This is a genomic window from Paraburkholderia caffeinilytica, from assembly GCF_046030355.1.
Lineage (GTDB): Bacteria > Pseudomonadota > Gammaproteobacteria > Burkholderiales > Burkholderiaceae > Paraburkholderia > Paraburkholderia caffeinilytica_B.
On record NZ_JAQQCQ010000010.1, the window covers coordinates 215,609 to 236,159 of the forward strand.

The following is a 20,551-nucleotide window of genomic DNA, read 5'->3' on the forward strand; positions in this document are numbered from 1 at the left end:
GCATAGGCGGGGGCGGCCGGCACGAGGCCCAATGTGGTCTGCGGAGGGGTTTTCTCTCCGGCATACCCAGCGTGAGCATACGCGGGCCTTTCCGACTCGCCGTAACAAGCGTCCACAGCCATACCAACGTGATTCAAGCTCCGTCAGCGAGGCACAACGCGAGGAACTGTTCCACCACCCGTGACGGCGCACTCGCATGCGGCACCAGAATCGACAACCTCCGCGTCAGCGGCTCGGGGCTCAACGAGAACAGGCGCAGCGCGCCGTCCTCATGCCGCATCGACATCGCCGAGACGAAACCGATGCCCATGCCCGCCCGCACCGCCTCCTTGACGCCCTCGACGCCGGCAATCTCCAGCGCCACCCGCATCGGCACGCCCGCCCGGGCAAAGGCCCGCTCGACGATTTGCCGCACGCCCGACCCGGCTTCGCGCAGCACCAGCGGATAGGGACCGAACGCGGCCAGCTCTGCCCGCCCGCCGTTGATGCCCGCTCCGCTTTCTGCTGCCTGCGGCGATCCACCTTCTGCCGTCCCCGGCGTTCCGCCCCCTACCGCCCCCGACGTTCCGCCTTCTACCGCCCCCGACGTTCCGCCTTCTACCGCGCCTGACGTTCCGCCTCCTACCGCGCCTAACGTTCTGCCTCCTGCCACGCCCGGCGTTCCGCCTCCTGCCTCACCTGCCACTCCGAACCCGCCAGCCCCAGCCGCCTCACCGGCCGTCCCCGAGCCCCCCGCTTGCGCCAGCGCCACCGCCAGCGGATGCGTGCGCGGCATGATCGCGACGATCTCGTCCTCGCGCCATGCATGCACAGCGGTGTCCGGCGGCAGGTCCTCACCGACCGGCCCTTCAATCATCGCGATATCCACCGAAGCCAGCGCGCCGATGATCTCCGTCGTGTTGCCATCGGCGGTATGCAGCGTTACGTCAGGGTAATTGCGGCGAAAGTCGGCGATCAGGTACGGCAGCAGATAACTCGCCGGCGTAGTGCTTGCACCGATCCGCAAAGTGCCCTGCTCGAGCCCGCGCAGCGCGTCGCGGTACGCATGCGCCTGCCGCCACGTATCGCGCAGGCGGGTCGCATAGCTGGCGAGTTGCTCGCCGGCGGGCGTCAGGCGCACACCGCGCCCGTCGCGCAGGTAAAGCGGTTCGCCGAATTCGTCCTGCAACTGCCGCAATTGTCCGGACACGGCCGGCTGCGACAGATGCAGCGCCACAGCCGCACGGCTGATGTTGCGATGCTCGGCGACGGCGGCAAACGTTATAAGTTGGTCCGGGGTCATAGCGATCAAAGTATCGGTAGATCTGATACTTCACATTCTAAATCATGATTTTTCATATCGATATATCTAATTTAGGATTAGCTCTATCGAATCGAGACAGCCATAGGAAGGCGCGACACCATGTCTACCCCTCATCTCACCGTTTCTGCCGCACCCGCCGGGTCATCCACCCGCGGCCAGCTCAACGGCATTCTGTTCGTTGCGCTGTTCGCCGCGGCCGTGACCCGCATCGCGTCGATCCCGGCCATCGCCGGCCTGGGCTTGAGCCCGTTGATCGTCGGCATCGTGGCAGGCGCGATTTACGGCAATGCGCTTCGCGACGGCATGCCCGAAAGCTGGGCGGCCGGTGTCAACTTCTCGGCACGCAAGCTCCTGCGCATCGCCGTGGCGTTTTTCGGGCTGCGCGTCAGCCTGCAGGAAATCGCCCAGGTCGGCCTTCCCGGTCTCGCTGAATCGGTGCTGATCGTCGTGAGCACGCTGGTGATCGGCACGTGGGCCGGCATGAAAATCATGAAGCTCGACCGCGACACCGCGTTGCTGACGGCGGCGGGCAGCGCGATCTGCGGCGCGGCGGCCGTGCTTGCGTTCGAATCGACGCTGCAATCCAAGCCGCATAAGAGCGCGATGGCGGTGGGCAGCGTGGTGCTGTTCGGCACCCTCTCGATGTTCCTCTACCCGGTGCTGTTCAAGGCGGGCTGGCTGCATCTCGACACGGTTGGCGCGGGCCTGTTCTTCGGCGGCACCATTCACGAAGTGGCGCAGGTGGTCGGCGCGGCCAGCAACGTGAGCCCGGAAGCGACCCATATCGCGACCATCGTCAAGATGACCCGTGTGATGCTGCTGGTGCCGGTGCTGCTGGTCGTCGGCATGTGGGTGAACCGCTCGGCACGCAGCGCGGCAGCCTCGGCAACGGCCGAAGACGGCAAGCAGCACGCTCCGCGCAAGCTGGCGATTCCCTGGTTCGCACTCGGCTTCCTGGCTTTCGTCGTGATCAACTCGCTGCACATCCTGCCGGAAAGCACGACCAGCACGCTGAACATGCTCGACACCTTCGCGCTCACCATGGCCATGACCGCGCTCGGTATCGAAACCCGTATCGCGCAGATCCGTCAGGCCGGACCCCGCGCATTGACCACCGGCTTCATCCTGTATGTGTGGTTGATTGCCGGCGGACTGGGTATCACGTGGACCGTCCAGCACCTGTTCGGCTAAGCCGCCCCTCGCTCTCCCCCAACCCCGCCGCGTGCGGGGTTTTGTGCGTTCAGGAGAACCATCCGTCACTCATGCGCGGCATACTGGTTGCTGACGGTATCCGTTCACGCAAACCCGTTCATGCAACTGGAATGAGGACTGATCGATGAGCCTGGAACTTTACTATTGGGACGGCCTGCAAGGCCGCGGCGAATTCGTGCGGCTGGCCCTGGAAGAAGCCGGCGCGGACTACGTGGAAGTGGCGCGCGGCGAACCCTCCGACGGCCTCGGCACGAACGCGATGATGGCGGTGATGAAGAGCAAGGATGAGCCCTATCCGCCGTTCGCGCCGCCGTTTCTGAAGGACGGCGATCTGGTGATCGCGCAGACCGCCAACATTCTGTTCTACCTCGGCCCGAAGCTCAAGCTCGCGCCATCGGTCGACAACCTGCGCTACGTCGCCAACGGACTGCAACTGACGATCGCCGACATGGTGACCGAAGCGCACGACACGCATCATCCGCTCGCCAGCGCCTTGTACTACGAAGACCAGAAAGACGCCGCCAAAGTGCGCGCGCACGACTTCATCGACAACCGGATTCCGAAGTTCATGAAGTACTTCGAACGCGTGTTGAAACAGAATCCGGCCGGCGACACGTTCATGGTGGGCGACGCGCTCACGTACGTCGACCTGTCGATGTTCCAGCTGATCGACGGCCTGCTGTACGCGTTTCCACGCGCGCTCAAGCGTTTTGGCGAACACTACCCGCGCCTCGCGGCGTTGCACGACGCGGTGATCGAGCGGCCGAACATTGCCGCTTATCTCCAGTCCGACCGGCGCATCGAGCACAACGAGGCCTGCATCTTCCGGCACTACCCGGAACTCGACAAGGCGGCGACTTGAGTCACGCCGCCCGCCTTCGCGAACCTTCCGCATCGCGCCCGCTTCCGACAGCGGGCGCGATGCTGTTACCGTACGCACATTTCATCCACCCATCACGCCCTCTCCTGCCGACGTGCTTTCATTCCTGCTGAAGCTGCGCACCCGCGCCCAAACCCTGTTCCGTCTCTCCGACGCCCATACGATGCTGGTCTGGTCGGTGGTAGTCGGCGTCGCGGGCGCGTTCGCAACGATTGCCTTTCGCGAAGGCATCGCGCTGCTGCAACTGGCGGCGGTCGGCAAGTCCGGCAGTTTCGTCGAAATGGCGCGCAGCTTGCCGTGGACGATACGCGTGTGGCTGCCCGCCGCGGGCGGACTGATCGCCGGTTTGTTTCTGCTGGTCGCGCAGCGTCACGTCGATAAATGCAATCACATCGACTACATGGAAGCGGTCGCGATCGGCGACGGCGTGGTGCCGGTCAAGCTGAGCTTCTGGCGCAGCGTGTCGTCGCTGTTCACGATTTCGAGCGGCGGCTCGATCGGCCGCGAAGGTCCGATGGTGCAACTGGCGGCGCTGGCCGCGTCGCTGATCGGCCGCTGGGTGCATCTGGATCCGCCGCGTCTGCGCCTGCTCGTCGCGTGCGGTGCAGCGGCCGGGATTACCGCCGCGTACAGTGCGCCGATTGCCGGCGCGTTTTTCGTCACCGAAATCGTGCTCGGCTCGATCGTGATGGAAAGCTTCGGTCCCGTGGTGGTCTCGGCGGTGGTCGCCAATATCACGATGCGCGAGTTCACCAGCTATAAGCCGCCTTACGAAATGCCGGTGTTTCCGCCGGTGGCAGGCGCCGAAGTGTTGTTGTTCGTCGCGCTCGGATTGCTGTGCGGTGCGGCCGCGCCGCAGTTTCTGCGGCTGATGGACTTCTCGAAAGCGAACTTTCGCAAGCTGCCCGTGCCCTTGCCCATCCGGCTGGCGCTGGGTGGTCTGATCGTCGGCATTCTGTCGGTGTGGACGCCCGAGGTGTGGGGCAACGGCTACAGCGTGGTCAATTCCATTCTGCATTCGCCGTGGACGTGGAGCGCACTGGTCCTTGTGCTGGTGTTCAAGATCGTCGCGACGTCGGCGACCGTGGGTTCGGGCGCGATCGGCGGGGTATTCACGCCGACGCTCTTTGTCGGCGCGGTGGTCGGCTCGCTGTTTGGCCTCGGCATGCACGCGGTGTGGCCGCACGGCATCTCGGCGCCGTTCGCTTATGCGATGGTCGGCATGGGCGCGTTTCTGGCCGGCGCGACGCAGGCGCCGCTGATGGCGATCCTGATGATCTTCGAAATGACGCTCAGCTATCAGGTGGTGCTGCCGCTGATGTTGTCGTGCGTGGTTGCGTATTTCGTGTCGCGCGCGATCGGCAAGACCTCGATGTACGAAATCACCTTGCGGCGCAATCAGGAGGAACAGGAGCGCACCCGTCTGCGCGCGACGCAAATGCGCGAGCTGATCCGCCCCGCCGAAACCGTCGTGCCGCCGAACGCGACCGTGCAGGACATGACGCGCGTGTTTCTGGAATATCCGGTGAAGTATCTGTACGTCGCCAACGAGTCCGGCGCGTTTCTCGGCGTGGTCGCGCTCAAGGACATTACCTCCGACCTGCTCGACAAGCGCGACACCGCCGCGAAAACCGCCGCGGACTATCTGCAGCCGCATTTCGATGTGCTCACGCCGGACATGCCGCTCGGCGTTGCGTTGCAACACTTCATGGCGTTTCAGGGCGAGCGGCTGCCGGTGGTCGAAAGCGCGGCGGATCCGAAGCTGGCGGGGGTGGTGTACAAGACGTCGCTGCTCGATGCGTATTTCCGGATGAATCCGACGCGCTGAGGCCGGACGGCCGGTATTCGGACACCGAGTCGCTGTCATTGCCGAGCCTCGCGCGGACGTTGCGCGGGGTCTCACCAACGCCTTCCTTCCGCCCCATGCAAAGCGCGGCAGATTCTCTACAATGAGAAAACCGCTGCAGCGCTTGCGCGCAGCGCGCGTTACGCCAAGACGGGCGCACCGAGACGCCCGCCCTTCGATCGGAGCGAAGATGAGCGAACCGTCCCTCGATGCCGTCCGCCGTGATCAGGCCGGCTGGATTTTTTTGCATATCGAAGGCGAGCCGTACGATCGCGGCGAGCAACACGGCCAGTTGCTCGCCACCGAAATCCAGAACGCGATCCGCACCGCCCGCTATCTTGCGAAATGGGACACCGGTGAAGACTTCGATACCTTCGTCGACGCCGCCGTATCCCAGTTCGCCAACAAACTCGACACCGAATTCGCCGACGAAATCCAGGGCATCGCCGACGGCGCGAAGCTGCCGTTCGCCGAAGTGCTGGCTTGGAACGGCTACATGGATCTGCTGCAAAGCTGGTGGCCGAGCCACGCGGCGGCCCAGCAACCGCAGCTCGGCGTGAAACCGTGGCGCGGACGCCGCGGCCATCACTGCAGCGCGTTCATCGCCACTGGCAATGCCACATGCGACGGCCGCATCGTCATGGCGCACAACTCGTGGGACCGCTACGCCGCGGGCGACGCGTTCAACGTGGTGTTCGACATCGTGCCTGATCGCGGCAATCGCATCTTGATGCAAGGTCTGCCGGGTTGCATCTCCAGCCTCACCGATTTCTGGGTCACCGAAGCCGGCCTGATGATCACCGAAACCACCATTTCCAACTTTGCCGGCTACAACGCGGCGGGCGCGCCGGAGTTCTATCGTTCGCGGCGCGCGTCGCAGTATGCCAACAACATCGGCGAATGGTGCGAGATGTTCGCGGTCGCCAACAACGGCGGCTATGCGAACAGCTGGCTGCTTGGCGACACCAAGACCGGCGAGATCGCACGCTACGAACTGGGGCTGCACTATTCCGGCTTCGAGAGCACGAAAGACGGCTTCTATAGCGGTTACAACACCGCGACCGATCTGAAAATCCGCAATCAGGAATGCATCGGCGAAGGCGAAGACTATACGGACGTGCGCAAGAACGGCGCGCGCCGCTTGCGCTTCATGCAACTCGAAGAAATGCATCACGGCAAAATCGACGCCGAACTCGCCAAAGAGATGATCGCCGATCATCACGACGTCTATCTCGACCGCAACGACAACCCGTGTTCCCGCACCATCTGCGGGCATCTGGAACTGGACGACGCGCGCTTCGGCGGCTCCGATCAAGGGCCGTTCAATCCGTGGGGCGCCAACGACGGCAAGGTGGTCGACAGCGAGATGGCGCGTGCGATGGCATTTACCGCGCGCTGGGGACATCCGTGCGGCCGGCCGTTCGACGCCCAGGCGTTCATGAAGCGCCATCCGCAGTGGAACTGGCTCAACGGCTATATGCGTGACCGGCCGTCATGGCCGTGGACGCGCTTCGACGTGCTGCGCTAGAAGATCGCACCGCAACATAAACCCGCACGACCGTTCGCGACCGTGTTGCCTTTTTCCTGCCATCATGTGAAATCTACAATGAGGTTTTGTCTCTTTTGCGCGCACGGCGCAGCGGTTTGCCATCTAAGATGGTAGATGCACGCCGCCCGCCTGTATCAACGCCGCGTGTCAGTTGCGCCTTCCTTTCGACGCGGGGACGGCACAACGCTTGCTCACCTGTCAGCGCCGCATGAGCTTAGGAGGTCGGGCGATGAAAACCTCGACACTGTTGACCATGGTGACGCTGTCGGCCTCGTGTTTTGCCGCGCCGGTTCACACCGCGCCGGACAGCACGGCCGCCAATAGCCTTGCCGAGCGCGCCAACGCCGCACCGGTCGCCCCCGCGGCGCCGGACGTCGCTGCCACGGACGACAATCGTCCGCAACAATGGCAACATATCGCGCTGCCCAAGTCGCGTCATCTGGAGCGAAGCTTCACGGGCCAGAACGAGCATCTGCAAACCTGAAAAACGCCACCCTCTGGAGCGCTTGTATGACCGCATCGGCTATTCCCGGCGAATCGATTGATCTGCAGATCGCCGACGTTCTGCGCGAAGTCCGTTTCCCGACATACAAGGACGCATTAGTCGACGCCGCGCGCGAAGCCGGCGCGAGCAATGAAGTCGTGTCGATGCTCGACGGCTTACCGGAGCAGGACTATGCCGACGTGGCGTCGGTCACGCGCCTCGTCGGCGGCAATTTCGGGCCGGGTCTGGGGGCATGAGCGGAAAGCAGGTCTTGACGCTGCGTTCGCTTTCGTCCGATCCGAAGCCCGCCGCCGACTGGATCCGTCGCTCGCCGCATTCAGGCGGCACGAGCGGCATCGAGCGAATCGAAGCCTTCTTTCATCATGCCGGCTATGCGATGCACCGGCACGATACCTATGCGATCGGCCGCACGCTCGCGGGTGTACAGAGCTTCCGCTATCGCGGCAGCACGCGTAACAGCTTGCCGGGCGGCACGATGGTGCTGCATCCCGATGAACCGCACGACGGCCAGGCCGGCACCCGCGACGGCTTTCACTACCGGATGATCTACGTCGACCCGGCGCTGTTCCAGCAGGCGCTCGGCGGGAAACCGTTGCCGTTCATCGAAGGCGGGCTGTCGAACGACCCGCGTCTGTTCGCCGCGACCGAGAGCCTGCTGCGCGCCATGGATTGCGCAATCGATTCGCTCGAACAGGACGACGCGCTCTACGAACTGGCCATCGCGCTCGACGCCGTGGCCGGCGGGTCCGCACCGCGCCGCCCGGTGGACTACCTCGCGGCCAGACGGGCGCGCGAGTATATGCTCGGTTCGCTCGACAGCGCAGTGACGCTCGACGAACTCGCGGCCGCCGCCGGCCGCGACCGCTGGAGTTTGTCACGGGATTTTCGTGCGCTGTTCGGCACGAGTCCGCACCGTTATCTAACCATGCGGCGCCTCGACCTCGTGCGCCGCCTCGCGGTTCAAGGCATGTCGCTCGCCGACGCAGCAGCGGCGGCCGGCTTTACCGATCAGAGCCATATGACGCGGCACTTCAAGCGCGCGTGGGGCGTGGCGCCGGCGCATTGGCTCAAGATGCTGGGACTCTCGACGCGCGGCGCGCAGTAAGCGTGCAATCCGACGGATATCCCTCCGCCCGGCGGCCGCGCACACAAACGTACAAGACCCGGTAGCGTCTTCCGCCTTACGCTCCTGCCTGACCCATCTGCCGCTCAGGAGGAATACCGCAATGTCCGTCCATCAACCGGTTCAACGGCCTTACCGCGCCATCAACTTCGCCGAGAAGCTGGCGCTCTTCAGCGATCAGTGGCAAGCACGTGTCGTCGCGGAAATGAACGACTATCAGTTCAAGCTGGTGCGCATCGAAGGCGACTTCGTCTGGCACGAACATGCCAGCACGGACGAAACGTTTATCGTGCTCGACGGACAGTTGCGCATCGACATGCGCGAGGGTTCCGTGCTGCTTTCGGCAGGAGAAATGTTCGTGGTGCCCAAAGGTACGGAGCACAAACCGTATGCGGAACGCGAGGTCAAGCTGCTGCTGATCGAGCCGCGTGGCGTGAAGAACACGGGCGAAGCAAGCAACGAACGCACCGCGGCGAACGACGTGTGGATCTAGGCTGGTTTGCTGTCCGCTGCGGACAAAGACCGCAGAAACACGCGGCTACGCCCCGCCGTTCGACAGAGAAGCAATAACCGCGACGGGCAGGCAGGTGCCGACGCCGTGAGGCTGCACCTCAGGCATCGGTATAGCGGGCGTTCGTCAAAGCGACGACGCCACGATTCGCGGCGTGCGTGAAACCGGGAGCGTGGGACGCATCGTGTCGGCCGGCAACGCGGACACCGGCAGGTCGTCCGCATAAGCCGGCGAGCCGGCCACGGCGCGCCGCGGCATCCTGGCGCGTGGATCGCGCGCGTGCTCGTCGGTTCGCTGGAAATGCGCGACAAGATGATCGATAAAGGTGCGCACTTTCGCCGGCAAATGAAGGCGGCTCGGATACGCAATCGTGATTTCGATTTGCGGCAGGCGGTAATCGCCGAGCAAGGGCACGAGGCGCCCAGATGCCAGGTCGCGGCCGATCAGGTAGCTCGGCAAAATCGCCACGCCCATGCCCAGCAGGGCGAATTGCCTCAGCATCTCAGTGTTGTTCGCCGCAATCGCATTGGTGGGTCTCACGCGGACTTCACCCTGTGGTCCGGTGAACACCTTTTCGTCGCCGCCCTGCTCGGAGGGCCGGCTCAGACACGGATGCTTCAACAGATCTTCCGGGCAGGCCGGCGTGCCATGCTGCTCCAGATAGGCGGGCGTCGCGCAAACCGTCATGTAACCGGTGGTCAGCCGCCGGGTGACGATGCTCGCGCTGCGCATCTGCCGCGCGACCATGATGCCGACGTCGAAACCCTCTTCCACCAGGTCGACGTGGCGATCCGCCAGCGTGACGTCGGGCATGACTTCCGGATAGCGCTCGGCGTAAGACTGCACCACCGGCGCGAGGCTATGCAGCCCGAACACCACCGGCGCGACGATGCGCAAGGTCCCGACCGGTTCGTGATTGCGCGCCACCACCATCTGCTCGACGCCTTCCAGGTCGTCGAGAATATGGCGCACGCGTTCCAGATAGGTGGAGCCGGATTCGGTCAGCGAGAGACGCCGCGTCGTACGATTGAGCAGCCGGGTGCCAAGGCGCGCCTCCAGATCCGCGACGTGACGCGTGACGACGGCGGTGGAAAGATCCAGCGCGCCGGCCGCGCGAACGAAACTGCCAAGGTCGGCCACTTTGACGAATACGCGCATCGACTGCAATTGATTCATGGGACGACTCCTGCCTCGGTAAAGCCGGGCCGGCGCAATGCTGCTGCCGCCTGTGTCGACCCGCGCGGCAAGGCGCGCGCGGATTTGCCCAACGATTCGATTGTATCGACCCGATCATGTCCCAACCCTGACCCGAACATGACAATCCGGTCAGGTTGCCAAGGCGTTCGCAACGCTAGTGCGAAGCTTATTGCGGATATTTGGTAGGTATAAACCCTTAGATGCTGGTAACATAGCGCCCGAAAGGAAATTAATCGCTCAATCGCTATGCCACATCGTTTTCAGCTTTTCGAAAAAATCGCGTTTTCACTGGTTTGCTGGTCCGCCGCGGCCTGTTCGGCCTTCATCGCTTACGAGCGGTGCCCGGACATCAAGGTCGTTCTGCACGTCGGTGAAGAAGTCCTGCGTTACAGCGGGCAGTATTCATTCGTCTGCGCAACGCCGGTTGCGGACGCCTGCGCGCAGTTGCCGGCGAGCTGATTCGCCGGCGTTTCGTTTTCGTTATTCGTCATTCGTATCAGGCGTCGCGCCCGAATACCACGCGCGCGAAAAATCCCGCCAGCACCGTTTCAGCCATCTCCGCCGGTACGTTCTGCGGGTCGACCGTGTAGAAGAACTGCACGCCGTCGCACAACCCCATCAAGCCCATCGCCAATGTCTCCGCCGGCAACGGTAGCGGCGTGCCGACCCGCGTCGAAAATTCGCGGATATAGGCGCTCAACTGTTCGAGCTTCTCGTGCATGAACGCGTTAAAGCGTATCCGGAAACGGCCGTCGCGCACGGCGAGCAGCTTCGCCTCCACCCACAGCAGGAAGCACTTGTTCTCGCGATGCAGGCTGCTGTAGTAGCGCAGCACGCGTTCTTCCATCTCCTCGCGCGAAACCGCGCTCTCAAAGATAGCGTGCAGCCCCGCCTGCATGGTCTCGTGGTCGCGCCGCAGTAGTTCGAGGAACAACTCGTTCTTGCTGCGGAAGTTCGAATAGAACGCGCCGCGGGTATAGCCCGCCGCCCCGGCGATGTCTTCGACACTTGCCGCGACAAAGCCTTTCTTCATAAAAATCGCTTGCCCAGCGTCGAGCAGACGCTGGCGCGTCTGGTCCTTGCTCTGCTCGCGTGTAAGTCGTTGCCGTTTCATGGGCGCAAGTCTAGCACCGAAAAGAATTCCAATTCACACCAACATTCAAATACAGGTGTGTATTAGAATGCAACGAATCATTCGAAGTCAGATGCGTATGCCACTTGCATGTTTCGGCCCACGCGTCTTCGCTGGCGGGCCGCTGCGGCTTGCCGTGTTCGTTCGCTGTCTCCAGTTGGGGTAATTGTGAAGCGTCCCGGTCCTCCCGCATCGTCTGCGATGCGCCAGCAGTTCCATCGGTATGCCCGGCCCGCGCGCTTGCGCCGTGCAGCATTCGCCCTCGCGCTCGCCGGTATCGTCACGCTGGCCGCGTGCTCGAAAAAGGAAGCGGCTGCACCCGCGCCGCGTCCGGTGGTCGCCGTCGCCGTGCATGCGGACGGCAGCGCGGCGGCGTCGGCATCGTTGCCTGGCGAAGTGCAGGCGCGCTATTCCACCCCGCTGTCGTTTCGCGTCGGCGGCAAGATCATTGAACGGCGCGTACGGTTGGGCGACGTGGTGAAGAACGGGCAGATCGTCGCCCGGCTCGATCCGGCGGATGCACAAAAGAATGCCGCCAGCGCACAGGCTCAACTGGAAGCCGCGCAACACAGTCTCGTGTATGCGAAGCAGCAACTCGACCGCGACCAGGCTCAGGCGAAAGAAAACCTGATTGCGCCCGCGCAGCTCGAACAGACCACGAACGCTTACGCGTCCGCCGCCGCGCAGCGCGACCAGGCCGCGCAGCAGGCAGCGTTGTCAAAAGACCAGTTGCAGTACACCACGCTCATTGCCGATCACGCCGGCGTAATCACCGCCGAACAGGCCGATACGGGCCAGAATGTGTCCGCGGGTCAAGCCGTCTACAACCTCGCATGGAGCGGCGATATCGACGTGGTCTGCGACGTGCCGGAAAGCGCGCTCGCCGCGCTCTCGGTCGGGCAAACCGCGCAGGTCACGCTGGTCGCGCTGCCGGGCCGCAGCTTTACCGCGCATGTGCGCGAGTTGTCGCCCGCCGCCGATTCGCAAAGCCGCACGTACCGCGCCAAGCTCACGCTCGACAATCCGGGCCCGGACGTGCGCCTCGGCATGACCGCCGACATCGCGCTCGCCGCACCGTCGCCCTCGAACTCATCGGCGAACCAGAACAGCGCCTTCACCGTGCCGGCCACCGCGCTATTCCACGACGGCACGCAACCGGCCGTGTGGGTCGTACGTGCCGCGAATAACGCGCCGGATGCCGATACGCTGGAACTGCGCCGCGTGACGGTCACGCGCTATAACGAGCGCACGATCGTGATCGGCCAGGGGCTCAAGGACGGTGAACGCGTGGTGCTGCAAGGCGTGCATACCGTGACCGCCGGCGAAAAAGTCCACGTGATCCCGCCGCTGCATCCCGAGGACTTCGCTTCATGAGCACCCCCCATGAAGAAGGACGCTTCAACCTGTCCGCATGGGCGCTGCGCCATCAGGCGCTAGTCGTTTTCCTGATCGCGCTCGCCACCGCTTTCGGTATCCTCGCCTACACCCGGCTCGCACAATCCGAAGACCCGCCCTTCACGTTCCGCGTGATGGTGATCCGCACCTTCTGGCCGGGCGCGACCGCCCGCCAGGTGCAGGAACAGGTCACCGACCGCATCGGCCGGAAATTACAGGAAACGCCCGCCATCGATTTCGTGCGCAGCTACTCGCGCCCCGGCGAATCGCTGATGTTCTTTTCGATGAAAGACTCGGCGCCGGTCAAGGACGTGCCCGAAACCTGGTATCAGGTGCGCAAGAAAGTCGGCGATATCGCGGCGACCTTGCCGCCGGGCATTCAAGGCCCGTTCTTCAACGACGAATTCGGCGACGTCTACACCAACATCTACACGCTCGAAGGCGATGGCTTTTCCGCCGCGCAACTGCACGATTACGCGGACCAGTTACGCACGGTGCTGCTGCGCGTGCCGGGCGTCGGCAAGGTCGACTATTTCGGCGACCCGGATCAGCACATCTATATCGAGATCGCCAACACGCAACTCACACGCCTCGGCATCTCGCCGCAGCAACTCGGCCAGGCGATCAATTCGCAGAACAGCGTCTCGCCGGCGGGCACGTTGACCACCACCGACGACCGCGTGTTCGTGCGCCCCACCGGCCAGTTCAAGGACGTCAATGCGCTCGCGGACACGCTGATCCGCATCAATAACCGCTCGTTCCGTCTCGGCGACATCGCGACCATCAAGCGCGGTTACGACGATCCGGTCGCCACGCAAATGCGCGCCGGCGGCAAAGCGGTGCTGGGCATCGGCGTGACGATGCAGCCGGGCGGCGATGTGATTCGCCTGGGTAAAGCGCTCGATCAGGAGACGGTCAAGCTGCGGACCTACCTGCCCGCCGGTTTGCATCTGGTCGAAGTGTCGAGCATGCCGAACGCGGTGGCGCATTCAGTCGACGATTTTCTCGAAGCGGTCGCCGAGGCGATCGCGATCGTGCTCGTGGTCAGCCTGCTGTCGTTAGGCGTGCGCACCGGCATGGTGGTCGTGATCTCGATACCTGTCGTGCTCGCCGTCACGGCGCTGTGCATGTACCTGTTCGACATCGGCCTGCACAAGGTGTCACTCGGTACGCTAGTGCTGGCTCTCGGGCTGCTGGTCGACGATGCGATCATCGCCGTCGAAATGATGTCGGTGAAACTGGAGCAAGGCTGGACCCGCACCCGCGCCGCGGCCTACGCGTACACCAGCACCGCTTTCCCGATGCTGACCGGCACGCTCGTCACCGTCTCCGGCTTCCTGCCGATCGCCCTCGCCAAGTCCAGTACCGGCGAATACACGCGCTCGATTTTCGAAGTATCGGCAATCGCGCTGATTGCGTCGTGGCTCGCGGCCGTGGTGCTGATTCCCCTGCTCGGTTATCACATGCTGCCCGAGCGCAAACGTCAGGCGCACGAAGCGGAAGATCACGAACATGACATCTACGACACGCGTTTCTACACGCGCCTGCGTGGCTGGATAGGCTGGTGCATCGAGCGGCGTTTCGTCGTCCTCGTGATCACGATCGTGCTGTTCGTCGTGGCCATGGCAGGCTTCACGCTGGTGCCGCAGCAGTTCTTCCCGAGCTCCGACCGTCCCGAGTTGCTGGTGGACGTGCGCCTGCCCGAAGGCGCGTCGTTCGACGCAACGTTACGGCAAGCAGAGCGGCTGGAGAAAGTACTGGTGGGTCGTCCGGAAATCGATCATACGGTGAACTTCGTCGGCACTGGCGCGCCGCGTTTCTATCTGCCGCTCGATCAGCAATTGCCGCAGCCCAATTTCGCGCAGTTCGTGATCACGGCGAAATCGGTGAAAGATCGCGAGAAGCTTGCGCAATGGCTCGAACCGGAATTGCGCAACAACTTTCCGGCAATCCGCACCCGCCTGTCGCGCCTCGAGAATGGCCCGCCGGTCGGCTATCCCGTGCAGTTTCGCGTAAGCGGCGACGACATCGCCACCGTGCGCTCGATCGCCGAGCGCGTCGCCGCGACCATGCGCGCCGACCACGGTACCAGCAACGTCCAGTTCGACTGGGACGAGCCCGCCGAGCGCTCGGTGCGATTCGAAGTCGACCAGAAGAAAGCGCGCGAACTCGGCGTGACCTCCGAAGACATCTCGAGCTTCCTGGCGATGACGATGTCCGGCTACACCGTCACGCAATACCGCGAGCGCGACAAGCTGATCAGCGTCGATCTGCGCGCGCCGAAAGCCGAACGCGTCGACCCTGCAAAGCTCATCACGCTGGCGATGCCCACGCCGAACGGCCCGGTGCCGCTCGGCACGCTCGGCCATCTGCGCAACGACCTTGAATATGGCGTGATCTGGGAACGTGACCGGCAGCCCACCATCACCGTGCAGTCCGACGTGGCGCCGGGCTCGCAAGGGATCGACGTCACCCATGCCGTCGACAAGGCGCTGAGCCAGATTCGCAGCACGCTGCCGGTCGGCTACCGGATCGAGATCGGCGGCTCGGTCGAGGAAAGCGGCAAGGGGCAAACATCGATCAACGCACAGATTCCGATCATGGTCATCGCCGTGCTGACGCTCCTGATGATCCAGTTGCAGAGTTTCGCGCGCGTGCTGATGGTGGTGCTGACCGCGCCGCTCGGCCTGATCGGCGTGGTGTTGACGCTGCTGCTGTTCGGCCAGCCGTTCGGCTTCGTCGCAATGCTCGGGGTGATTGCCATGTTCGGCATCATCATGCGCAACTCGGTGATTCTGGTCGATCAGATCGAGCAGGACATTGCCGCGGGACATAAGCGCTTCGACGCGATCGTCGGCGCGACGGTGCGGCGTTTCCGGCCGATCACGCTGACGGCGGCCGCCGCCGTGCTCGCGCTGATTCCGCTGCTGCGTTCGAACTTCTTCGGCCCGATGGCAACCGCGCTGATGGGCGGCATTACGAGCGCGACCATCCTCACGCTGTTCTACCTGCCGGCTCTGTACGCCGCGTCCTTCAGAGTGCGCGGCGACGAGCGCGAGCCGCCGGCACCGTCCGGCACGACGCATTCGGGGAATTGAGATCATGGCTACCTTCGCATTCCCTCGACACCTGCGCCGCACGCTACTCGGCAGCGCCACCCTGGCGCTGGCCGCCTGCTCGTTCGGCCCGAACGGCGAGCCGCCCGCCATGCCACAACCGGCTCACTACGGCGCCGAAGCGCAACCGACGCAAACCGTGCCCGCGCAGGGCATCACCCAGCAATTCGTGGCCGGCGCGAAGCCCGTGCCCGAATGGTGGAAACTGTATCAATCGGCGGCGCTGGATGCGCTGGTCGACGAAGGCTTGCGCAACAGCCCGACGCTCGCCGCCACCGACAAGAGCCTTGCAGCCGCGCGCGAGCAACTGCGTGCGCAGATCGGCAGTTCGATGCTGCCAACCATCGACGCGGGCGGCCAGGCCACCCGCAATCGCGCGCTGGCGATTCCCGAGGCCGGTCCGAATACGTTCCTGTACAACGTCTTCGTCGGTCAATTGCAGGCGCACTACACGTTCGACCTGTTCGGCGCCGCGCGGCTCGCCGACGCCGCCCTCGCCGCCCGCGTCAACGTCCAGGCGTATCAGTTCGATGCCGCGCGCCGCGCGCTGGCCGCCAATATCGTGACGGCGGCGATCACGAGCGCCGCATTGCGCGCACAGATCGACACGACCGAACGGCTCGTGACGATTGCAAACGATCAGGCGCGCGACACGCAACGGCGCTACGTTCTGGGCGCGGTCTCGCACGCCGATCAGCTGAGCGCGCAACAAAGTGCGGCGAGTCTGTCCGCGAGCTTGCCGGGCTTGAAGCAGCAATGGCTGACGACGCGTCATGCGCTGGCTGTGCTGCTCGGCCGTACGCCGGACGCAGCGCCGGACGATCTGGATCTGGCACAACTGCATGTGCCTGAACAGGTGCCGGTGGTGGTGCCGTCCGAACTGCTGCGCACCCGGCCCGACATCCAGGCTGCGGACGCCGCCTTGAAAGCCGCAGCGGCCGATGTCGGCGTCGCGACGGCGCAGATGTTCCCGAGTCTCTCGCTGAATGCATCGATGGGACAAGGCGGCTTTAGCTGGCCGGTGGCGCTGTCCGGCGCGGGGGCGATATGGAGTATTGGCGCGTCGTTGTCGCAACCGCTGTTTCATGGCGGCGCCCTGTTCGCGCAACGCCGCGCGGCGGTCGATACGTACGACGCCACGGTTTCGCAATACAAGCAGACCGTGCTGGCCGCTTTCCAGAACGTCGCCGACACGCTCGCAGCGCTGCAGCACGACGCGCAAGCACTCGATGCGGCGAACATTGCAGCGCGCTCAGCGCAGGGAATTTTCGATGAAACGTCGGGACGCTACCGGCTGGGCGCATTGCCGATCGCGTCGACGCGGTCGAGCGAACAGCAGTTTCGCAACGCGCAACTCGATGAGATCCGCTATATGAGCGCGCGGCTGACGGATACAGCGGCCTTGTTCCAGGCAATGGGGAATCCGCCGTTGGAGTCGGCGCCGTCTGGTTCTGCTTCTGCGTCTCCGCCTGGTTCCGGTTCTAATTCTGCCTCTGCTTCCACCTCTGCATCTGCATCTATGTCAGTGCCGGCAGCGCCCGCAGCGAACGTGGGCGCTTCAAACTAAACCTGGGATTCCGTACTTATGGCCACGGACTTCGGATCCCGTTGAGCGGGCCAATTTTCATCACTCCGGCCTCGACCTAACGGGATCCGTCGCTGCAACCAGTTCCCGGCCGACCAGTTCGAGCTTCAGCGGCGCATCCGCCGACAGCGTCTTCTTCGGAACCACGCGACGCCAGCTCCCATTCGAATCCGGGTCCCGGTAGAACGCGACGACACCCACGTATTCCGTGCCCGGCTGCATCGGCTGAGACATGCTTGCGGAAGCGCCCGGATTGACCATGGTCGCAATGCTGTCCTGCAGATCCTGCGCGAGGACGGTCTTGCCGTTCTTCAGCAGATCGTCATACGACGCCTCGTCGAAGCGCTTGCGATCCTTGAGCTGGTACACGCGCACGGCGACTGATGTCGGACGCATCGCTTCGTCGGGATTGATCGAGGCTCGCGCGGTCAGGTCGACGTTCAGCACTTTGACCTGTTTGTAGAAGACGGCGTGATACGCGTTCGAGGTCGAGTCCGACACGGCCTGCCATGCACCACATGCGCTGAGCAACAGACTGCTGGCAAGAATCGGCGTGATGAAACGGATGAACATGGCGCTACTCCAGAATCAGGCAGATGGCGTGACAAACGGGTTGGGTCCGGGCGCCGGAAACGCTTCGTAATAGCCGAGCGGGATGGTGATCAAACGTTCGTCGGCGGAAGGCAGGATGGTGGTCCAGGCAAGACGCGGCGCCGGACCTTCGGACGCCGCGCCGATTCTGGGCACCGGTGCGAGTCGTGACGACACTTCCATGCGCAGATACACGTCGGCCCTGGTACCGACGTACAGGCGGATAAAAGCCAACAGTTCGCGGTGTAACCACGCGTCAGGTAACAGATCGTGCGCCTGTTGCGCGCTTGCTGGCCGCAGCGTTACTCGGGCGGCCCGGCTGCGGTACGTGAGGCGCGTGCCCAGCACGTAGCCTCCACCAAGGCCACGGCGCTTGCGCTTACCGTTGCGCTTGCCCTCACCCTTGCCGTCGCCCTCACCCTCGCTCATTGCGCCGTCAATGCTGTCCACCGCCGTAAGCGGCCGCGGTTTGCCCGCACCCTTAAGCGTTGGAAAGAACTCGTCGACACGGACATCGACGCCGGGCGCGGCCAGCGCAATGACGCCGGCAAGACCTTCCGGCGTGCGCGTACGCTGGATCAGCAGTCCCAGCAACGCCAGTATCCGCGAGTCCGGCAGCCCGCTGCGCGCGGGCTTCTCGCCCCAGCCGAAACCTGCCAGACACAGCAGCTTGCGCGAATGCGCGTCAGTACCGCCCACACGGAAGCCGACCGGATAGCGGTACTTTTTCCACGCGCGGTACAGCAGCGTCACGATCCGGTGATTGAACGGGTCGAGAAACGCCTCGAGCGCGTCGTGTCCTTCCGTCCGCAGCACGATGTCGTCGATCATGTGCGAGGGCATCGCGGCATCCACCCCGTACAGACCCATAAACGTCGTGCGCACGGTCGGCGGGACGTTGAGCCCGTATGCCACGCCGTCCTCGTCGAATTCGACTGACGCGATTTCGCCCGCAGGAAAACCAACGCGAGCGCGCGGACGGAACCTCACGGGTTCGTGTTCGGGCGTGTCACGCGTACCGAAGCCGGGACGCTCCGGTGCGCGCGCTTCGAGCAACCGGCACAGCTGCATGAAGTTCATTGCCGGTGCGCGGGCGAGCAGCGACGCGACCAGCGGTTCCAGATTGGGCATGTCGCGCGGTTTCATAGCGGGGAGCGCAACGCCTTGCTGCGCGGCCATTCAGTGCGTTGCTGCGACGGCAGGCTCACGATCGCGAGCTTCGTGAAAAGATTGATTTCCGCATACAGCGCGAAGAACCGGTGCAGCAGTTCACCAAACAGCATTACGTCGCCTTCTCCCGCGAAGGCGTGGCTGTCGAGCGTGACCTCGATTAGCACACCCCGCTCGACCGAACCACCCGACACTTCTTCAAGCAGTTCCTCCGATACGTGCAGGATGCCCGCGAGGCGCCGGCGGTTCAGTTCATCATGAGTCCAGTCGTAGAGCGCCAGCGCGCCACGCAGCACTTCCGCGTCCATCATCGACAGGAAATTCGGCGCGAGGTGCGACAGCACCCGCCACTGGAAGCGGTCGCCGGTGGGCGGATAGAGCGGCAACGTCGGCGCAATCAGATTGCGCACGGCCGATACGTTCGGCGTGCTCTCGCCCAGTTCATTGATGTTCGCTTCGCGCAGCCCCTTCCTCGGCAGCATGCCGTTGGTCCCCGTCACGCGCAGTGAGAGATTTTCCGCCGGCAGATTTTCCATCGACTCCCACGCGTGGCCACCGAGGATGACCCACGTGTCATGCAGCCCCGTCACACCCTGCCTCACGCGCGTATGGAAGTACCGCTCCGGCGCCTCATGGCGCAACATCCCGCCGCGGTGCCGGAAGGTCGCGAACGGCACATACTCGTAACGCTCCGCGTTGGCATGATCGAACGACTCGACCGCGTCCACCGAATAGGTCTCGACGTGAGCCCCCTGGTGGCCCGCGGCCACGACCCGGTATTCCGTCTCGTGATGATTCACGTCGATCGGTTCGGCGTCCAGGGGAAACAGGTTGATGACCGGCGTACAGAAGAGCCGAACGTTCTCCGCTGTGAAGCGCTGGTCGGATGGATAGCGATGTGTGAGCAGGATTTCCAGTTCGAAGCTAAACGCGTTAGCGGGGAGCTTGGCGACATCCAGGCCGCACAGGTCGACGAACAGAAACTTCTCGCGGAATGTGAAGTATTCGAGCAATAGCTGATACTTGTATAAAGCCGTCACGAGCGGCCAAACACTCAAGTCGGTCGAGATCAAGTGGTACAAGATCGACGATGCGGGCAAAGAAAAAGAATACTTCAACACCAGGCTCGACAACGTGAAAGTGGTCGCCGTCAAGCCGAAGATGCATGACATCAAGAATCCGGCGTTCGAGAAGCACAACCATCTCGAAGAAATCGAACTGCGCTACGAAAAAATCACGTGGTCCTATAAGGACGGCAACATCATCCACGCCGACAGCTGGAACGAACGCTCGTAAAGCTCCCCAAGAGGCTGGCACAGGCCGCCTGATCTGCCGGCCACAAAGGTGCACGTCAGCCTCTTTCGCCAGCCCGCTCTGTGGCGCTGGCGCTTTTTATTCATGTCCCGCGAAACCAGTACGGCTGCGGCCCGTACGCG

17 protein-coding genes and 2 pseudogenes are annotated in these 20,551 nt (G+C 63.7%); 13 read left to right on the forward strand and 6 right to left on the reverse strand.

Annotated features, from left to right (window positions below; genetic code table 11):
• Window positions 1–133 precede the first annotated feature (133 nt).
• A complete protein-coding gene (locus PQQ95_RS17580; protein ID WP_408438644.1) occupies window positions 134–1,282 on the reverse strand; it encodes a LysR family transcriptional regulator in 1,149 nt (382 codons plus the stop codon).
• Window positions 1,283–1,402: 120 nt separating this feature from the next.
• Between PQQ95_RS17580 and PQQ95_RS17585 the strand changes: the two genes are divergently transcribed.
• The 8 genes from PQQ95_RS17585 (at window position 1,403) to PQQ95_RS17620 (ending at window position 8,911) form a co-directional block, all read left to right on the forward strand.
• A complete protein-coding gene (locus PQQ95_RS17585) occupies window positions 1,403–2,494 on the forward strand; it encodes a YeiH family protein (RefSeq protein ID WP_408438645.1) in 1,092 nt (363 codons plus the stop codon).
• Between the two features lie 145 nt (window positions 2,495–2,639).
• Window positions 2,640–3,377, forward strand: coding sequence for a glutathione S-transferase (locus tag PQQ95_RS17590; RefSeq protein WP_408438647.1), 738 nt, complete (start codon window positions 2,640–2,642; stop codon window positions 3,375–3,377).
• A gap of 112 nt (window positions 3,378–3,489) precedes the next feature.
• Window positions 3,490–5,223, forward strand: a complete 1,734-nt coding sequence (locus PQQ95_RS17595; protein ID WP_408438648.1) for a ClcB-like voltage-gated chloride channel protein — start codon at window positions 3,490–3,492, stop codon at window positions 5,221–5,223.
• Window positions 5,224–5,431: 208 nt separating this feature from the next.
• Window positions 5,432–6,769, forward strand: coding sequence for a C45 family autoproteolytic acyltransferase/hydrolase (locus PQQ95_RS17600; protein ID WP_408438649.1), 1,338 nt, complete (start codon window positions 5,432–5,434; stop codon window positions 6,767–6,769).
• A 250-nt stretch (window positions 6,770–7,019) separates the two neighbouring features.
• Complete coding sequence (locus tag PQQ95_RS17605) at window positions 7,020–7,274, forward strand: hypothetical protein (protein ID WP_054039558.1); 255 nt, start codon at window positions 7,020–7,022, stop codon at window positions 7,272–7,274.
• Between the two features lie 26 nt (window positions 7,275–7,300).
• A complete protein-coding gene (locus tag PQQ95_RS17610) occupies window positions 7,301–7,531 on the forward strand; it encodes a DUF2795 domain-containing protein (protein WP_408438651.1) in 231 nt (76 codons plus the stop codon).
• A complete protein-coding gene (locus PQQ95_RS17615) occupies window positions 7,528–8,400 on the forward strand; it encodes an AraC family transcriptional regulator (protein ID WP_408438653.1) in 873 nt (290 codons plus the stop codon). The genes PQQ95_RS17610 and PQQ95_RS17615 overlap by 4 nt, the downstream gene beginning before the upstream one ends.
• Before the next feature lie 121 nt (window positions 8,401–8,521).
• Entirely contained in the window at window positions 8,522–8,911 is a 390-nt protein-coding gene (locus tag PQQ95_RS17620) for a cupin domain-containing protein (protein WP_408438655.1), read from the forward strand.
• 144 nt (window positions 8,912–9,055) lie between these two features.
• On the opposite strand, the gene gvmR is transcribed toward PQQ95_RS17620, so the two are convergent.
• Window positions 9,056–10,105, reverse strand: a complete 1,050-nt coding sequence (gene gvmR / locus PQQ95_RS17625; protein WP_408438657.1) for a transcriptional regulator GvmR — start codon at window positions 10,103–10,105, stop codon at window positions 9,056–9,058.
• 267 nt (window positions 10,106–10,372) lie between these two features.
• On the opposite strand from gvmR, the gene PQQ95_RS17630 reads away from it, so the two are divergent.
• Window positions 10,373–10,585 (forward strand): hypothetical protein, encoded by a 213-nt coding sequence (locus tag PQQ95_RS17630; protein ID WP_115780013.1) that lies wholly within the window; start codon window positions 10,373–10,375, stop codon window positions 10,583–10,585.
• 37 nt (window positions 10,586–10,622) lie between these two features.
• On the opposite strand, the gene PQQ95_RS17635 is transcribed toward PQQ95_RS17630, so the two are convergent.
• Window positions 10,623–11,240 carry a TetR/AcrR family transcriptional regulator gene (locus PQQ95_RS17635; RefSeq protein WP_408438658.1) on the reverse strand — a complete coding sequence of 206 codons (618 nt, stop codon included), beginning with the start codon at window positions 11,238–11,240 and terminating at the stop codon, window positions 10,623–10,625.
• Window positions 11,241–11,459: 219 nt separating this feature from the next.
• On the opposite strand from PQQ95_RS17635, the gene PQQ95_RS17640 reads away from it, so the two are divergent.
• Genes PQQ95_RS17640 through PQQ95_RS17650 form a run of 3 tightly spaced genes read left to right on the forward strand, consistent with a single transcriptional unit; the run spans window position 11,460 to window position 17,336 of the window.
• Entirely contained in the window at window positions 11,460–12,632 is a 1,173-nt protein-coding gene (locus tag PQQ95_RS17640; protein ID WP_408438660.1) for an efflux RND transporter periplasmic adaptor subunit, read from the forward strand.
• Window positions 12,629–15,751, forward strand: coding sequence for an efflux RND transporter permease subunit (locus tag PQQ95_RS17645; RefSeq protein ID WP_408438662.1), 3,123 nt, complete (start codon window positions 12,629–12,631; stop codon window positions 15,749–15,751). The genes PQQ95_RS17640 and PQQ95_RS17645 overlap by 4 nt, the downstream gene beginning before the upstream one ends.
• A 4-nt stretch (window positions 15,752–15,755) precedes the next feature.
• Window positions 15,756–17,336 carry an efflux transporter outer membrane subunit gene (locus tag PQQ95_RS17650; RefSeq protein ID WP_408438664.1) on the forward strand — a complete coding sequence of 527 codons (1,581 nt, stop codon included), beginning with the start codon at window positions 15,756–15,758 and terminating at the stop codon, window positions 17,334–17,336.
• Between the two features lie 60 nt (window positions 17,337–17,396).
• On the opposite strand, the gene tssJ is transcribed toward PQQ95_RS17650, so the two are convergent.
• From tssJ to tssF, 3 genes and pseudogenes are all read right to left on the reverse strand, one after another.
• Window positions 17,397–17,927, reverse strand: coding sequence for a type VI secretion system lipoprotein TssJ (gene tssJ / locus PQQ95_RS17655; RefSeq protein ID WP_408438666.1), 531 nt, complete (start codon window positions 17,925–17,927; stop codon window positions 17,397–17,399).
• Window positions 17,928–17,942: 15 nt separating this feature from the next.
• Window positions 17,943–19,124, reverse strand: coding sequence for a type VI secretion system baseplate subunit TssG (gene tssG, locus PQQ95_RS17660; protein WP_408438668.1), 1,182 nt, complete (start codon window positions 19,122–19,124; stop codon window positions 17,943–17,945).
• Window positions 19,088–20,140 (reverse strand): annotated as a pseudogene (gene tssF, locus PQQ95_RS17665) (type VI secretion system baseplate subunit TssF); the annotation flags it as partial. The pseudogene tssF and the gene tssG, both read right to left, overlap by 37 nt.
• Between tssF and tssD the strand changes: the two are divergent.
• A pseudogene (tssD, locus tag PQQ95_RS17670) lies at window positions 20,136–20,411 on the forward strand (type VI secretion system tube protein TssD); the annotation flags it as partial. The pseudogenes tssF and tssD overlap by 5 nt on opposite strands.
• Window positions 20,412–20,551 lie beyond the last annotated feature (140 nt).